This is a genomic window from Brevibacterium epidermidis NBRC 14811 (assembly GCF_001570805.1).
Lineage (GTDB): Bacteria > Actinomycetota > Actinomycetes > Actinomycetales > Brevibacteriaceae > Brevibacterium > Brevibacterium epidermidis.
The window spans coordinates 79415-94705 of the sequence record NZ_BCSJ01000002.1 but is presented as its reverse complement, the minus strand read 5'-3'; the positions used below and the strand labels follow the sequence as shown (position 1 = coordinate 94705).

Here is a 15291-nt window from a genome sequence, read left to right as displayed (position 1 = left end):
TTGAACGAATCGGCCATCCTTGCCGCCCGGGGAGTGGAGCGTTTAGTGCCCAGGGAGCGGGCGGGCGCTGAACTTCAGTCCTGCAGGTAGGGCTCGAACGCGGAGCGCAGATGTGGTGTCAGCGGGGCCGGCTTCGCGGTCTCGCGGTCGATGTGGACAAGCACGCATTCGTGGTCGAAGACCTTCCGTCCGTCCTGGTCACCGCGGGTGTTGACCGTGAACGACGAGTTGCCGATCTTCGACATCGTCACAGTCATCGTCAGCGTCGGGCCGTACATGACGGGCACGAGGTAGTCGATGGCCTGACGGGCGACGAGCAGACCGCCGCCGGTGATGTGCGCTGCTTTGATCTCGGTCATCCACCGGATGCGGCACTCTTCGACGAGGGTGATGAGCCGGGCATTGTTGACGTGTCCGAGCATGTCCTGGTCCGACCAGCGCACCTCGGGTGTGTATTCGAATGTCGCCACGATTGCCTCCGGAAGCTGATTGGTCACTGAACGATCGTTCTACAGTTAACCAGGTGGCGTCCGGCAACGGAAATCTTGGGCAGAGAGGGGTCGAGACTCAGCCTCGGGGAGTCAACCGCGACGTCGCGCGATCTCCTCGTTGACGGCTCCGACCACCTCGTGGAGGTCGCCGATGATCGCGTAATCGGCACGTTGGACCATCGTGGATTCCTCGTCGGTGTTGATGGCCACGAGCGTCTTCGCGCCCTCGATTCCGGCCATGTGCTGGATTGCTCCGGAGATCCCGCAGGCGATGTAGACGTCGGGGGAGATGCGGCTGCCGGTCTGGCCGACCTGCTCGGCGTGCGGCCGCCAACCCAGTCCCGTGACAACTCGGGAGACTCCCAAAGCCCCGCCGAGGTGATCGACGAGTTCGAGGACCTCGGAGAAACCGTTCTCCGAACCGACTCCGCGCCCGGCACCGACCACGGCCCTGGCCGAGGTCAGTCCGGACGCATCATCGGCGGCCTCGGCCTCGGTGCGTTGGACACGGGTGGTCAGGTCTGCCTCGGCGACGGTGAGGTCGTAGTCATAGATCTCGGGGGTGGTCGGGGTCGTCTCTTCGGGAGTGCAGGCGTGGCCGGCGATCGTGAGCACCTGCAGATCCCCGTCGAGGCTGAGGCGTTCGAAGGCGGTGCCGCCGTGGACCTGCCGCAGCAGACCCTCCTCGTCAGCGGCGACGACGTTGGCCGCCATGCGTGCGCCCGTGCGGACCGCGGCATGGGCCATGAGCTCCATTCCGCGCGGGGTTCCCGAGGCCAGCAGCGTGCCGGCTTCCGGGGTGACGTCGACGATCGCCTGCGCCCAGGCCGCCGCTGAGTACTCCGCGAGATCCGGATGCTCGAGATGGTGACTGATACTGACCCCGAGCCGCCCCAGCTCCTCGACTGCCGCGTCGCTGAGTTCCCCGATCACCACCGCTTCAGGACTACCTGACGGCGGCCCAGATACCTCGCGCGAGGTTGCTGCGCCGCCGTCAGGTAGTAATTGGGTGCGGGCGAAGGTGATGGCTTCGGCGGAGGTGAGCGTGACCTCGCCTGCCGGGTCGGTTTCGACGAAGACGATAGTCATGGCCGGATCACTCCGATCTCTTCGAGCACATCGACCAGGGCGGGAGCCGCTTCGGGGCCCTCGCCGAGGATGGTCACCGAACTCGCCTTCACCTCAGGCAGTTCGAGCCGGATACGGGGGCTGCCCGTTCCGGGTTCGGGGGCGTCGTATTCGACGATCGGGGCCTTCTTCGCCTTCATCCGCCCGGTGATCGAGGGATAGCGCGGATCGACCCCGCCCTCGTGGACGGCGACGACGGCGGGCAGGTCGAGCGAGAAGATCTCCGTTCCCGCCGGTCCGATCCCGCGAGCCTCGATGGCATCGCCACCGGAAGCACTGATCGTCTGAATGTTCGTGAGCACTGGATACTCGAGGTCATAGGCCAGGCGGATCCCGACCTGGAAATCGCCGGTGTCGGCGGCATCGTCACCGGTGAGGACGAGGTCGAAGGTCTGCCCCGCCTCGGCGCGATCACGGATGACATCGCCGATGACCTGCGCAATGTCCTCGGGTGCGAACACGGACGGGTCGGCCGCCTCGACGAGGATGCCGTCGTTCGCACCCACAGCCACTGCCGCTCTCAGCTGCTCGACCGCCTCGGCGGGGCCGAGAGTGAGCACCGTGACCGTCCCACCGGTCGCGGCTGCGGTCTGGATCGCGAGCTCGACGGCGCACTCCTCATGCGAGGACATGGTGTGGCCGAGTCCGGATTCGTCGATCCCGGCGCCGGTGTCGTCGAGCGTGACGGAACCCGCGATATCGGGGACGCGTTTGATGCAGACGAGGATGTTCATCTCATCTCCTGATGCATTCGTTGTCGGGGTCGAACAGCGGCGTCGAATCGATCGACGCGACCGTGACGGGGTAGAACTCCTCCATGTATACGACCTGCAGTCGGTTGCCCAGCACCGCCTCGGCGGGTGGGAGGAACGCCATGAGCACATGCTTGCCCAGGCTCGGAGCAGATCCCGCCGAGGTGACATAGGCGGGGCGACCGTGCCCGTCGACCAGCGGCTGGCCGTCGGCAGAGACGATGGGTTCCCCGCCGAGCATGTACCGTTTCTCTCCGCTCGCATTCGTGTGGTCGTCGACGGTGAGTGAGCACAGCACCGTCTTCGGCTCTTCCTCACGGTGGCGCAGATGTGCGGACTTGCCGATGAAGTCCTGGGACTTCACCTTCGGTCGGGCCATCCCGACCTCGATGACGCTGCGTTCGGAATCGAGCTCGGCCCCGAACGCGCGGTAGCCCTTCTCGATCCGACCGGTGGTGCCGTAGACGCCGAGGCCGACGGGGATCAGGTCGTGCTCGTGGCCGGCTTCCATGAGCGCGTCCCAGAGTTTCAGCCCCGATTCCATCGGAACGTAGAGCTCCCAACCGAGGTCGCCGACGTAGGAGATGCGGGAGGCGAGAACCTCGAGCGAACCGATCTCGATCGTCCGCGCCGTCCCGAACTTGAACCCCTCGTGGGAGACATCGGCACTGGTGAGCTCGCCGAGGATGTCGCGGGCTCGCGGTCCCCACAGCCCGATCGTCGTCCACGAACTCGTGAGGTCGGCGATCTGAGCACCCGTATCGGGCAGTCGGTCGGCGAACCATTTCACGTCGACCATTCCGTGGGCGGCACCTGTGACGACGCGGAAGCGGTCGTGCGCCAGCCGCATGATCGTCAGGTCCGAACGGAACCCGCCGTTCTCATCGAGGATCGGGGTGTAGATGACCCGGCCGATGGTGACGTCCATCTGCGCCAACGCGATTGCTTGGACCGCGTCGAGGGCGGCGGGGCCGAATACGTCGAAGATGACGAAGCTCGAGAGATCGACGAGTCCGGCTCGCTGCCGCATCGCCAGATGTTCGGCGTTGATGATCGGCGACCACCAGCGGGAATCCCATTCGTTGCTGCGGTCCATCACCGCGTCGCCGAACTCCTCGAGCAGACCGGCATTCGACTCGAACCACTGCGGCCGCTCCCACCCGCCGGCTTCGAAGAACACGGCTCCGAGATCGGCCTCACGCTGCCACATCGGCGACCGGCGGACGTCGCGATCGCTGCTCCACTGCTCGCCGGGATGGACGATCCCATAGGTCTTGTTGAAGGCTTCGGAGGTGCGCGCCTTCACATGGGCGCGGGTGCGCTGGTGGGAGTGGAAGCGAGCGATGTCGGCGCCTTGGACGTCGATCTCCGGCAGTCCGTTCGTCATCCACTCGGCCACCGCCCGACCGACTCCCGGCCCTTCCTTCACCCACACGGCCGCTGCCGACCACAGGCCCTTGACCTGGGGCGATTCACCGAGGATGGGCGCCCCGTCCGGGGTCAGCGAGAGCAGACCGTTGATGGCGTAGCGGATCTCGACGTCCGGATTCGACAGCACCTCGGGCATGAGTTCGACGGCCTGTTCGAGCTGCGGATCGAAGTCCTCGTCCGTGAACGGCATCTCCGTGGGCGAGAGCTTCGCCGCCTCGATCGAGGGGATCTCATCGGGGTCGTGGAGGATCGGCCGGTGGGCATAGGAGCCGATCTCCATATCGGATCCGTGCTGACGTTCGTAGCAGAAGGTGTCCATGTCCCGCACGATCGGATACGAGATCTCGCCGGGGCGTTCGGCCAGCTGCGGGACGGGTCCGACGCTGATCATCTGGTGGACCGCCGGAGTCAGCGGGATCGCGGCACCGGCCATGGCGGCGATGCGTGGGGACCATACACCGCAGGCGATGAGTATCCGGTTCGTCGCGATCTCACCCTTCGTCGTGTGCACGGCCACGATCTGCCCGTCTTCGACATCGATGCCGGTCACCTCGGTGTTCGGCGAGACCGTGAGCGCTCCCTTGGCTTCGGCGGACTCGCGCATCATCGTGCCCGCCCGCACGGAGTCGACGACTCCGACCGTCGGGGTCCAGAACGCGCCGAGGATGACCTCGGGGTCGAGGAACGGAACCTTCTCGCCCACCTCGGCGGGAGTGACGAGGGAGGATTCGATGCCCCATGCGCGTGCCGAGGCCATGCGTCGTCGCAGTTCCTCCATGCGCTCTTCGGTGCGGGCGACTTCGAAGCCGCCGGATTCGGTAAAGACGCCGAGTTCCTTGTACTGGCGCACGCTGTCGAGGGTGAGGTCCGTGATCTCCCGCGAGTGGTCGACGGGGAAGATGAAGTTCGAAGCGTGGCCGGTCGAGCCGCCCGGATTCGGCAGCGGACCCTTGTCGACTTGGACGATATCCGTCCAGCCGAGCTCGGCGAGGTGATGGACGAGACTGTTGCCGACGATGCCTGCGCCGACAACGACGACACTGGCCTGGGCGGGGACGGAAGCCATGAGCTGGCTCCTCTCTGAAGGCATCTTCGCCTTCACCGGCATTGTTGCGAACTATGCAACGGGATGCGCTATGTGGAACTGTGTAGGATGATCGTCCCGCGCCGAGGAAGGGTGTGTCAAGAGGTTGTCTGCGCCGTCTTCTTCGCAGTCTTCGTCGAGTTGAGCGATCGCGTTGAGCGCGGCTTCAGGGCTGACCGGCGAGACTGCGGAAGTACTGCTGTGCGAACTCGGCGAATCGAGGGCAGGCCGAGTGGGCGCCGTGCGAATTCCATTCGATCGTGACGTCGACCTCGGGCGAATCGACGATCTCGCGATAGACCACCTCGGGATGCGAATGAGTGAATGAGGTCGCCGCCGAAGTGACTCCGACGGCTTTGTCGAGGACGACGTCCATCAGCCACTCGTCCGTATTGCCCGCCATCAGCGGGCGAGGTGCGACGGGGCGGTCGTCCCAGAGCCGCAGACTCGCCGTCGGCGAGACAGAGCACAGGGCCACCGTGCTGTGGGCGATCTGATCGAGGCTCACCTCCGGACTCGCGGCGAGCGGGTTGGACGTGGAGACCGCGGCGACGAGGGACTCGCGGAACAGCTGTCGGCACTCTCGCCCCTCGGGCGCCGGCGGCTCACCGGCGGCCCGCTTCACTATCGCGATGTCGATATCGGCCTTGGCCAGTGCGGCGTCCAAGTCGTCGGGTCGACTCGCGTCGATCGGTGTCTGCGAAGAGGTCTGCCATTCCCTGATGAGGCCGTGCGTGTGTTTGCCGAGTCCCGCCCACGCCCATCCGAGGCGGAGGGGTTCCCGGTCGTCGCCGAAGCGTTCGAGCAGCCGGTCGAGTCGGCCGACGAGGGAGGCGGATTCAAGGGCGAACTCCATGCCGCGTTCCGTGAGCATGACGCTGCGGGTGGTTCGTTCGACGAGCGTCGTGCCCACGAGGTCTTCGAGCTGTGAAATGGTCCGTGACAGAGTCGGCTGAGTCGTGCCGAGCAGTGCCGCGGCGTCCGTGAAGGACTCGGTCTGGTCGATGGCGACCAGGGCGCGGAGATGGCGCAGCTCAACACTCATGCGCTCAGCGTATAGCGGCCGATCACGATTCTCCAGAGTCCCTCGGGAAGGCAGGCAGCCGCTTCATGCGCCCCGTGTATGAATGCCTGCACGAAGGTATTTCTCTTGGCCCCCGAATCGTCCTAGGCTCGCCACAGACGAGCACACCAACGAGACGAGGAGACGTCATGAAGGTACTCATCATCGGAGCCAATGGACACGTCGGAACCGCGGCGGTCCGCGCGCTCGAAGGCAAGCACGAACTCATCCAGGTCGGACGCAGCACGACCCCATCGGTCGACCTCGACGACCCGGCGACGATCGAGAAGCTGTTCACCGAGGTCGGCGATGTCGATGCCATCATCTGCACGGCCGGACACGTCCCATTCAAACCGGTCACCGAACTGACCCGCGAGGACTTCGAATCCGGCTTCTACGGCAAGACGCTCGCCCAGCTCGACCTCGTGCGCATCGGCCTGTCCCATGTCAGGGACGGCGGATCGATCACCCTGACGACAGGTGTGACGGCTCGCGCGGCCATCCCCACAGGTTCAGCTGCCGCGATGGCCAGCGGAGCCATCGAATCATTCGTCATGGCCGCTGCCGGTGAGATGCCGCGTGGCATCCGCATCAACGTCGCCAGCCCGACCGTCCTCGAGACCGCCACGCACTTCCACGACTTCTTCCCCGGATTCCCGCCGGCCTCGGACGAAGCCGTGGGCAATCTCTTTCGTCGTGCAGTCGAGAGCATCGACAACGGCACCACGTACGTTCTCGACTGACTTCACCCTCGCCGAGGCGGGTCCGACGTCAGCGCGTCAGTGCCGGTTTCGCGTGGCTCAGTGTTCGCGGTGGTTCAGTGCTCGCGCCAGCCGAGGCGGGCGGAGATGTCGGCAGCGGCCTGAGTGAGCAGATCTTTGGCGGACGTGACCTTGTCCGCGGTGAATCGGAAGCTCGGTCCCGACGCCGAGATCGAAGCGATGACATCTCCGTGAGCATTGCGCACGGGCGCGGACACCGCGGTCAGCCCGACCTCGAGCTCATCGATGACGAGAGAGAATCCGGTGGCGGCCACCTCGGCGACCTGAGTGAGCAGCTGCGGAACCGAGGTCACCGTATGCGGGGTATAGCGGGTCAGCTTCGCGCCCAGAGCCTCCCGGATGCCGGCCTCGCTCAGACCGGAGAGCAGAACCTTGCCGTTGGAAGTCGCATGCAGGGGAATGCGCTGACCGACCCAGTTGTGGCTCTGCACCGAGGACGTCGACGAAGCCTGATCGAGGTAGAGGGCGGCGCCGTCGGAGAGGACGGCGACATTGATCGTCTCTCCGGTCGCCTCGGCGAGCATCTTGGTGATCGGGCGGGCCTCCTGGACGATGTCGAGGCGTGCGGTCGTCGCTCCGGCGAGACGGAGAATGGACAGTCCCAAGCGGTATCTGCCGCGGTGGTGATCCTGTTCGACGAGTCCACGGGCCTCGAGGGTGGAGACGATGCGCGAAGCCGTCGATTTGTGCACCCCGAGTTCACCGGCGATCTCGGTGATCCCGGCGAGCCCGGTGCGGGCGATGATCTCGAGGATCGTCACGGCCCGATCCACTGATTGGACGCCGCCCGAGCCCGCTTCCTTGTTGCTCATTTCGAAACTGTAACGCACATGCCGCAACCCGGCCAGGGTCTGAGGGTGTGCGGTAGGGTGAGTGCGGTCGGCGGGCCTCGAATCCGCTGACTCACTTTCCCCGACGGAGCTGAGCACGATGAGCAATGGGACCCAGTCGATCGACAGGGCGGCAGAGATTCTGTCGTTGGTCGTGAGGTCCGACGACCCGATCTCCTACACCGAAGTGGTCGAAGAGACCGCATTGGCTCGCTCGACTGTCTCCCGCCTGCTCTCCGCCCTCGAACGCAACGGTCTGGTCGAACGTGACGGCGACGGCCTCTACCGCGGTGGATCGCTGTTCGCGACCTACGCTTCCCGCTTCGACCGGGTCGAGAACCTCGTCTCCGCGGCAGATCCGACCCTGCAGCGTCTCAGCGAGGAGACCGGTGAGACCGTCAACCTCGCCATGCCGGGACCCAAAGGTGTCGTCCAGGTCGCTCAGGTCGATTCGACCTTCGTCCTCGGTGCCACGAACTGGGCCGATGTCGAAGTGCCGCCGCACTGCTCGGCGCTGGGCAAGGTCATGTTCGCCTACGACGTGATCCCGCTGCCGACGGGTCGGCTGGAGCGCCGCACAGAGAAGACCCTGGGCTCACGCAAGGAGCTCACCGACGACCTCGAGACGGTGCGCAACCGCGGATTCGCCATCGTCCACGAAGAGTTCGAGATCGGCCTTGACGCACTGGCCGCACCGGTGTTCGGCATCGACGGAGACGTCGTCGCCGCTGTGGGAATCTCCGGACCGACGATGCGCATCGCCGAACACCACGACCGCCTCGGCGAACTGCTCGTCGACGAAGCCGGTCTGCTCTCTCGCACTCTCAAGCGCAAGGTCACCCACCGGTAGGCAGAACATTCGCCGACCGGGGAGGAAGGCTCACCACGCAGTCGAGACCTCTTCGGCGCCACCGAGAGCCGCGAGCTGCTTACGGCGCCAGACCTCGGTGTCCTTGATCTGATTGAACGTATAGATGTGCAGACCGGCGACGCCCATATTCGGGTCGTCGAGAACCGGGCCGACCTTGTCGAGGAACTTCCGCGGGTTGTAGCCGCCGGGCTTGGCCATCCGCGTGAACGTCGCTGTGTTCTTACGCAGGAATCGCGTGGACTCGCCCACTCCGATCTTCGTGGCGACCCGGGCGAGCTTCGCCAGCTCCACCTTCCCAGCGATGCCGAGGACCAGCGGCAGTTCGATCCCGCGCGCTCGCACCCTGGCCACCCACGAGGCGACGGCGGCCGGGTCGAAGCACAGGTTCGACACCAGGTGTGTGGCGTAGTCGCGTTTGTCCCACATGGCCTGAACGGTCACATCATCGGGGATGATCGGGTGCGATTCCGGATAGGCGCTGACCCCGATGTGTTGGAACGGTGCGGCCATGCTCGAAAGATCGACGAGGAGGTCGTGCGCACCGACGTACCCGCCGGCCGGGGGAGTGGCGTCCCCCGCGGGGACGAAGATCCGGTCCACAGCCGCCTCGGCGAGGCGATCGACGATCTCCGTGAGCTCGGGTCTGCCGTGGATCATCCGCGCGGCCAGGTGAGGCACGGCACGGAATCCCAGGGCTTGGAGCTGCTCGGCCGTGGACAGCGTCGCCTCAAGTGTCAGCCCCGTCGACGCGGTCACCGTGATCTCGCGGCCGGGAGCCACGTACTCTTCGACGCGCTCGACGATTCCGGCCGTGGGCAGAACCTCGTAGCGGGCGGTGCTCAACAGCCTGCGCAGCGTTGACTGTGACATCCTCGTCTCCTTCTCGGAGGTCGATTCATGAAACTCGCAAGCGCGAGTCCCTTGCGTCCCGTTGCCTTCGATCCTACACTCATTATACCCATGATATGGGAATCGAGTTCCATAATATAAAACTGTGCGAGCAGGGGGAACACCATGGACAACAATGTCCCCACAGTGGACCAAAGTGACAGGCAAGTCCCGATCAACCTACGTCAGTCCGGCCCGACCCCGGTCGAAATGCTCATCGACACCCGAGTTCGCAAGTCCCCTTACTGGGAACTGTCCATGCAGCAGGGATGCTGGCGGGCGTCGATCTACAACCGGATGTACCACCCGCGTGGCTACATCCCCCGCGACGAGGGCGGGATGATGGCCGAGTACCAGTCCCTCGTCAACGATGTGACCTTGTGGAACGTCGCCGTCGAACGGCAGATCCAGGTCAAGGGTCCCGACGCCGAGGCGTTCGTCAACTTCGTCATCACCCGTGACGCAACGAAGATCCCAGTGATGCGCGCCCGCTACGTCATCCTGTGCAACGAAGCCGGAGGCATCCTCAACGATCCGATCCTCCTGCGGGTCGGCATCGACGAGTTCTGGTTCAGCCTCTCCGACACCGACCTCATGCTCTGGCTGCAGGGAGTCAACGTCGGCGGTCGGTTCGACGTCACGATCGCCGAGATCGACGTCTCGCCCGTGCAGGTCCAGGGCCCGAAGTCAGTCGACGTCATCGCCGATCTCGTCGGAGAGGAGGGACGCACACTGCCGAGCTACGGACTCATGGAAGCCCAGGTCGGCGGCCGCGACGTCATCATCTCCCAGACCGGATTCACCGGTGAGAAGGGCTACGAGATCTACCTCAAGGATGCGACGAAGTACGCCGAGGATATGTGGAACGCCGTGCTGGAAGCCGGAGCCCCGTACAACCTCAAGGTCGTCGCTCCCAGCCACCACCGCAGGATCGCCGCCGGTATCCTCTCGTGGGGTCAGGACATGGACTTCGAGACTCTCCCGTTCCAGGTCAACCTGTCCTACCAGGTGCCGCGGAAGAAGGAGGCCGACTATATCGGCAAGGCCAAGCTCGAGGAGGTGCGCGGGCTGATCGAAGCCGGAACGCCGCCCTATCGCACGCAGCTGGTGGGTCTGCTGGTCGGCGGCAAGCCGATCACCGACTACGCGCCGGACTTCTGGCTCGTCTCCGCCACGGCTGATGGCGAGGCGGTCGGATACGTGACCTCACCGTGGTATTCGCCGGAGCTCGAAGCGAATATCGCCATGGCCCATGTGCCGGTCTCAGGAACCGAGCTCGGCGCCGAATACTGGGTGCATCTGCCGGAACCGTTCGCCGATACTCCCGGAGTCCCGGTTCGCGCCGAGGTGGTCGAGATGCCGTTCCGCCCGAGCGTGAACCCCAACCAGCGTGAGCGCCTGAAGATGCGCGGCCTCGACGCCGCCGTCTGAGCCGACTCCCGCTCCCCGAAGCCGAGCGCGGTCGCCGTTGCGCAAAGCCGGCGGCCGCGTTCGCATGGCAAGAGACGTACGCGCGGTCGGCGCGTTTGGTCGCCCGCGAGTGTTCGGGCGCAGCTCGGTCCGCAGAGCGTCGGCATCACGCACCGCAAGTGCCGAATCCTCCCGCTGGCAATGCCGGCACCCCTCACCCTTAGTGGCACCTCCTACATATAGCGAAGCACCCCACACTCTCAGTGGCTCACCACCCCGTTGCAAAGGGGTGATATGTCGCTGAAGGTGAGGGGTGCGAGCACTTGTGCGGTGTGCAGCTAACGGTGCGGAGTGCCGCTAGCGGTGAGGGATAGCTCCCGCGATCACTTTCCGCGGAGGGCCCTGACCTTCGCGAGGAGCTCGTTCTCGGCGTTCGGGCCTGCCTTGACGCCGCGCGGCAGCCGGAACATGAAGACGATGCCGATGATCAGCCACACACCGAACATCGCCCACGACTGCCACGCGAGCTGGGCAGAGAACGGGGTGATCGGCAGGTAGAGGACGAACAGGATGAGCGTGAGCACGGCCGAGATGACACCGATGGTGAAACCGGAGGTGCCCTGGCCGCCGATGCGCAGCGGACGGTCCATCGCCGGTTCGCGCTTGCGCAGGACCAGGAACGCGACGCTGACGAGGAAGTAGGCGATGACGATCGCCGGCGAACCTGCGTCGACGATCCATCCCAAGGCCGCCGAACCGAGGAACGGTGCGAGGGCGGAGAGCGCTCCGATGAAGAGGATCGAGTTGACCGGGGTGCGGTAGCGCGGGTGCAGTTTGCCGAACCAGGCGGGGATCATTCCGGCCGTAGCCATCGCCCACATGAGGCGGGACGAGCCCATGAGGAAGGCGTTCCACGAAGTGATGATTCCGGCCAGACCGCCGGCGATGACGAGCTTGCCCCAGAACGCGGAATTGAACATGGCTGCCAGTGCGTCCGCGGTGACGAGATCGTGCGCGGCCAGTTCAGACGCGGGCATGGCCAGCGACGTCATCCAGATGATGATGACGTAGAAGGCGATGGCCATGAACACCGAGGCGACGACGAGTTTGCCGATCTTCTTCGGCGGCAGGTTGATCTCCTCAGCGGACTGCGGGATGACGTCGAAGCCGACGAAGAGGAACGGCACGACCGCGACGACGGCGATGAAACCTGAACCTCCGCCGGTGAACAGCGGCTCGGCGTTGGCGGCTTCTCCGCCGACCAGTCCGCCGGCCAGAAGCATGAGGGCGACGATGATGAGGAAGGAGACGACGAAGGTCTGGACGAGGGACGCGACCTTGACACCGCGGATGTTGATCCAGGAGATGATGATCGCGGTGACCGTGCCGACGAGCGCCCAGGTGAGATACACATCGAAGTCGGCGATCGTCCACAGTTTGACGAACTCGAGGTTCGGGAAGAGGTAGAGAGCGGTCTTCGGCACGGCGACGGCTTCGAACATGACGACGCTGATGTAGCCGCCGGTGATCGCCCACGAACCGAAGAGGGACACCTGTGGCCCCATTGCCCGGATGAGGTAGTTGTGCTCACCGCCGGCATGCGGCATGGCTGCGACGAGTTCGGAGTACACGGTTCCGACGAAGCACATGATGATGCCGCCGACGACGAAGGCGAGGATGGCGCCCATGGTGCCGGCGCCGGACAGCCATTCACCGGTGAGGACGACCCAGCCGAAGCCGATCATGGCACCGAAGCCGATGAAGAGCGCATCGATCGAGCCGAGGGCCTTGACGAAGCCGTGGTCTCGATCTGTAGTTGTTGACTGCGATTGACTCATGGGGTTCCTCGACACTTCTCTGTGGATGGACGAACAGATGCTGGGCCGTGCCGCGGGCATGAGCCGAATCGCGGCAGTTCCGATAAGGCAGAGTAGCAGGATTCTGACCATTACCGGGGAGTTGTCTGCACGGGATCCCGAACCGTTGCAATGGTGCTGCATTCCGTCTGGTGCACAGCTCACATCGCTCAGCGATCGTCCGCGTGATCGCGGGCTACCTGGCAGCATTGGTCACCGGGACCACTCTGCTTATGACCCCGGCGGCCACGGTCGCCGACGGCGGCATTTCACTGCTCAAAGCTCTCTTCACAGCCACCTCGGCGCTCAGCGTCACCGGGCTTGTCGTCCTTGACACCGGTCAGGACTTCACGCTCTTCGGTCAGATCGTCATCATCTGCCTCATCCAGGCCGGCGGTCTCGGCGTGCTCCTGCTCACCGCACTGCTTGCCCTGCTGCTGGCGGGAAAGGCCGGACTCCGGCTCCGCCAATCCGTGGCCTCGGAGACGAAGAGCGACGCGATCGGCGGCGTCAAGCCGCTCGTCCTGCGCATCACGGCACTGACCTTCGGCACGGAGCTCGTGGTCGCCTCGGCGCTGTTCCTCCGGTTCTTCTTCCATTACGACGAACCCGTGCCACAGGCGATCTGGGATGCGATCTGGGATGCGATCTCCGCGTTCAACAACGCCGGATTCGGGCTCCGTCAGGACAACCTCGTCGATTACGTGGCCGACCCCTTCATATGCGGTCCGATCGGACTGGCAGTCATCCTCGGCGGGCTCGGCTATCCCGTCCTCATCGAACTCGTCCGGCGGTACCGAACCCCGCTGAAATGGGGTCTGACCACCCGGATCATGGTCGTCATCACCCCGCTTCTGCTCATCGGCGGCACCGTCTTCATCGCCGTCATCGAGTGGAACAATGCCGCGACGATGGGCCACCTCGACGCGTGGGGGAAGATCCAAGCGGCGACGTTCCAATCGACGATCACGCGCACGGCAGGGTTCAACTCGATCGACATCAGCCAGATGCACACGGTGACCTGGTTCGGGACGGACGTCCTCATGCTCATCGGCGGCGGACCGGCCGGCACGGCAGGCGGCGTGAAGATCACGACGATGGCGGTGCTCGCGGCGACGACGTGGACGGAGATCAGCGGCGGACGATCCGTGACCCTGTTCGGTCGCCGCATCTCCCGTGACGTGCACAGACAGGCGACGACGGTCATCGTCCTCGCGCTCGGCTGGGTGCTGCTGGCGACGATGGTCATCCTCCTCTGCGACCCGAGGTTCGGCCTCAGCCGGGTCCTCTTCGAGGTCATCTCCGGATTCGGCACGGTCGGTCTGTCGACCGGAATCACCGCGGACCTGTCCGCGCCCAGCCAGATCGTCCTCATCCTCACCATGGCGCTCGGCAGGCTGGGACCGGTAACCGTGGCGTCCGGCCTGGCCCTGCGAGAACGCCCCATCCGTTACGAACTGCCGAAGGAACGGCCGCTGATCGGCTGATGGCCGATCCATCGAGAGCCGAATCAACGACTGCCGACAACCCCGCCGAGGCGGCCCAGAAAGGACAAGACCATGAACGAGAAGAAGAACTGGATGGCGCGGTCCGCGTCGTTCCTCACCGGCGCCCCCAGCGCCTTGGCCAGGGACGGCTCCGTGGCCGTGATCGGGCTCGGCCGATTCGGCGGGTCTTTGGCCCGTGAACTCGCCGAACACGGGGTCGAGGTCATCGGCGTCGACCGCGACGAATCGGTCGTGGCCGAATTCGCCGACGTCATCGCCTTTGCCTCCTGTGCTGATGCCACCGACGAGGTGGTGCTGCGACAGTTGGGCATCGACGAGGTCTCCCGCGTCGTCATCGCCATCGGCAGCGACCTCGAGGCGAGCATCCTCGTGGCGTCGCGGATCCTCAAACTCGGCAATCGGCACATCTGGGCGAAGGCGATCAGTGAACCCCACGCGGAGATTCTGCACCAGCTGGGCATCGGCAACGTCATCAGTCCCGAGAACGATATGGGTAGGCGGTTGGCCCACCTGATCAGGGGACATATCTCGGACTTCCTGCCCATCGACGAGGATTTCGTCCTCGCACGCACCACGCCGCCGGTGCGCGTCGCCGACGTGCCCCTGGCCTCGGTGGGGCTGCGGACTCAGTACGACGTCACGATCGTCGCGTTCAAACGTCGCGGCAATTCCCTCTGGGACATCGCCGACCGGGATGTCACCCTCTATACCGATGACGAGATCCTCGTGGCCGGCAGTCCGAAGAAAGTCGAGGCGTTCAGTGAATTGGACAAGGACGCCGACGCATAAGTCGACGCCCTTGGGTTCGTGTTGCTGCAGGGACGGTCACTCGCCGAGGCGGCGCCGCGGTGGCGTGCGCCTGACCCTCGGAACCTGGTAACGGTCAGTCGCCGAGGTCGACGACCTCGAACTCGAGGAGATTCGCCTGCTCGGAGACCGGTTTCTTGCCGTTGGTCTCGTGGGCGGGGGAGCGGTTGGAGCGCCAGTTCTCGAAGTCCTCGCGGGTTGCCCACTGGGTGTAGACGAAGTACTGGTCACCGCCGGAGACGGGGCGCAGCAGCTGGAAGCCTTCGAAGCCGGGAGCGCTGTCGACCGAATGCTTGCGTTCGGTGAATCGCTTCTCGAGTTCGGCACGTGCCGGTTCGGGGACGGTGAGAGTGTTGATGGCGACGACTGACATGGTTGCTCCTTTTCGGA

Annotated in this window: 14 protein-coding genes; 5 read left to right on the top strand and 9 right to left on the bottom strand. The window is 65.1% G+C overall.

All coding sequences use genetic code 11. From position 1 onward, the window contains the following. Nucleotides 1-74 precede the first annotated feature (74 nt). The 5 genes from BEP01S_RS01190 to BEP01S_RS01170 form a co-directional block, all read right to left on the bottom strand. Entirely contained in the window at nucleotides 75-497 is a 423-nt protein-coding gene (locus BEP01S_RS01190; RefSeq protein WP_241897010.1) for an acyl-CoA thioesterase, read from the bottom strand. 84 nt (nucleotides 498-581) lie between these two features. Beyond that, complete coding sequence (locus BEP01S_RS01185) at nucleotides 582-1580, bottom strand: electron transfer flavoprotein subunit alpha/FixB family protein (RefSeq protein ID WP_062239623.1); 999 nt, start codon at nucleotides 1578-1580, stop codon at nucleotides 582-584. Further along, nucleotides 1577-2353: an electron transfer flavoprotein subunit beta/FixA family protein gene (locus tag BEP01S_RS01180; protein WP_062239621.1), complete on the bottom strand. Its 777-nt coding sequence runs from the start codon at nucleotides 2351-2353 to the stop codon at nucleotides 1577-1579. Before BEP01S_RS01180 ends, BEP01S_RS01185 begins: the two co-directional genes overlap by 4 nt. Nucleotide 2354: 1 nt before the next feature. Next, a complete protein-coding gene (locus BEP01S_RS01175) occupies nucleotides 2355-4868 on the bottom strand; it encodes a GcvT family protein (protein ID WP_062239618.1) in 2514 nt (837 codons plus the stop codon). A gap of 184 nt (nucleotides 4869-5052) precedes the next feature. After that, nucleotides 5053-5931, bottom strand: a complete 879-nt coding sequence (locus BEP01S_RS01170; RefSeq protein WP_062239615.1) for a LysR family transcriptional regulator — start codon at nucleotides 5929-5931, stop codon at nucleotides 5053-5055. Nucleotides 5932-6098: 167 nt separating this feature from the next. Here BEP01S_RS01170 and BEP01S_RS01165 point away from each other — a divergent pair, with 167 nt between their 5' ends. Next, complete coding sequence (locus tag BEP01S_RS01165; protein WP_062239613.1) at nucleotides 6099-6692, top strand: short chain dehydrogenase; 594 nt, start codon at nucleotides 6099-6101, stop codon at nucleotides 6690-6692. Nucleotides 6693-6766: 74 nt separating this feature from the next. Here the strand turns inward: BEP01S_RS01165 and BEP01S_RS01160 are convergent, their stop codons facing one another. Then, entirely contained in the window at nucleotides 6767-7543 is a 777-nt protein-coding gene (locus BEP01S_RS01160; protein WP_062239610.1) for an IclR family transcriptional regulator, read from the bottom strand. A 118-nt stretch (nucleotides 7544-7661) separates the two neighbouring features. Between BEP01S_RS01160 and BEP01S_RS01155 the strand changes: the two genes are divergently transcribed. Further along, nucleotides 7662-8411, top strand: coding sequence for an IclR family transcriptional regulator (locus BEP01S_RS01155; protein ID WP_062239608.1), 750 nt, complete (start codon nucleotides 7662-7664; stop codon nucleotides 8409-8411). A 30-nt stretch (nucleotides 8412-8441) separates the two neighbouring features. Here the strand turns inward: BEP01S_RS01155 and BEP01S_RS01150 are convergent, their stop codons facing one another. Next, nucleotides 8442-9302: a methylenetetrahydrofolate reductase gene (locus BEP01S_RS01150; RefSeq protein WP_062239604.1), complete on the bottom strand. Its 861-nt coding sequence runs from the start codon at nucleotides 9300-9302 to the stop codon at nucleotides 8442-8444. A gap of 165 nt (nucleotides 9303-9467) precedes the next feature. Here BEP01S_RS01150 and BEP01S_RS01145 point away from each other — a divergent pair, with 165 nt between their 5' ends. Next, the gene (locus tag BEP01S_RS01145; RefSeq protein ID WP_244882011.1) at nucleotides 9468-10751 is read left to right on the top strand and encodes a glycine cleavage T C-terminal barrel domain-containing protein; all 1284 of its coding nucleotides are present in this window, start codon (nucleotides 9468-9470) and stop codon (nucleotides 10749-10751) included. A 362-nt stretch (nucleotides 10752-11113) separates the two neighbouring features. Here the strand turns inward: BEP01S_RS01145 and BEP01S_RS01140 are convergent, their stop codons facing one another. Beyond that, the gene (locus tag BEP01S_RS01140) at nucleotides 11114-12568 is read right to left on the bottom strand and encodes an APC family permease (RefSeq protein ID WP_062239599.1); all 1455 of its coding nucleotides are present in this window, start codon (nucleotides 12566-12568) and stop codon (nucleotides 11114-11116) included. A gap of 170 nt (nucleotides 12569-12738) precedes the next feature. Here BEP01S_RS01140 and BEP01S_RS01135 point away from each other — a divergent pair, with 170 nt between their 5' ends. Together BEP01S_RS01135 and BEP01S_RS01130 are read left to right on the top strand one after the other, a co-directional pair. After that, complete coding sequence (locus tag BEP01S_RS01135; RefSeq protein ID WP_244882010.1) at nucleotides 12739-14073, top strand: TrkH family potassium uptake protein; 1335 nt, start codon at nucleotides 12739-12741, stop codon at nucleotides 14071-14073. 72 nt (nucleotides 14074-14145) lie between these two features. After that, nucleotides 14146-14883 (top strand): potassium channel family protein, encoded by a 738-nt coding sequence (locus BEP01S_RS01130; RefSeq protein WP_083532428.1) that lies wholly within the window; start codon nucleotides 14146-14148, stop codon nucleotides 14881-14883. Between the two features lie 94 nt (nucleotides 14884-14977). Here BEP01S_RS01130 and BEP01S_RS01125 read toward each other — a convergent pair whose 3' ends face one another. Next, the gene (locus BEP01S_RS01125; RefSeq protein WP_039211409.1) at nucleotides 14978-15274 is read right to left on the bottom strand and encodes an antibiotic biosynthesis monooxygenase family protein; all 297 of its coding nucleotides are present in this window, start codon (nucleotides 15272-15274) and stop codon (nucleotides 14978-14980) included. Between the last annotated feature and the right edge of the window lie 17 nt (nucleotides 15275-15291).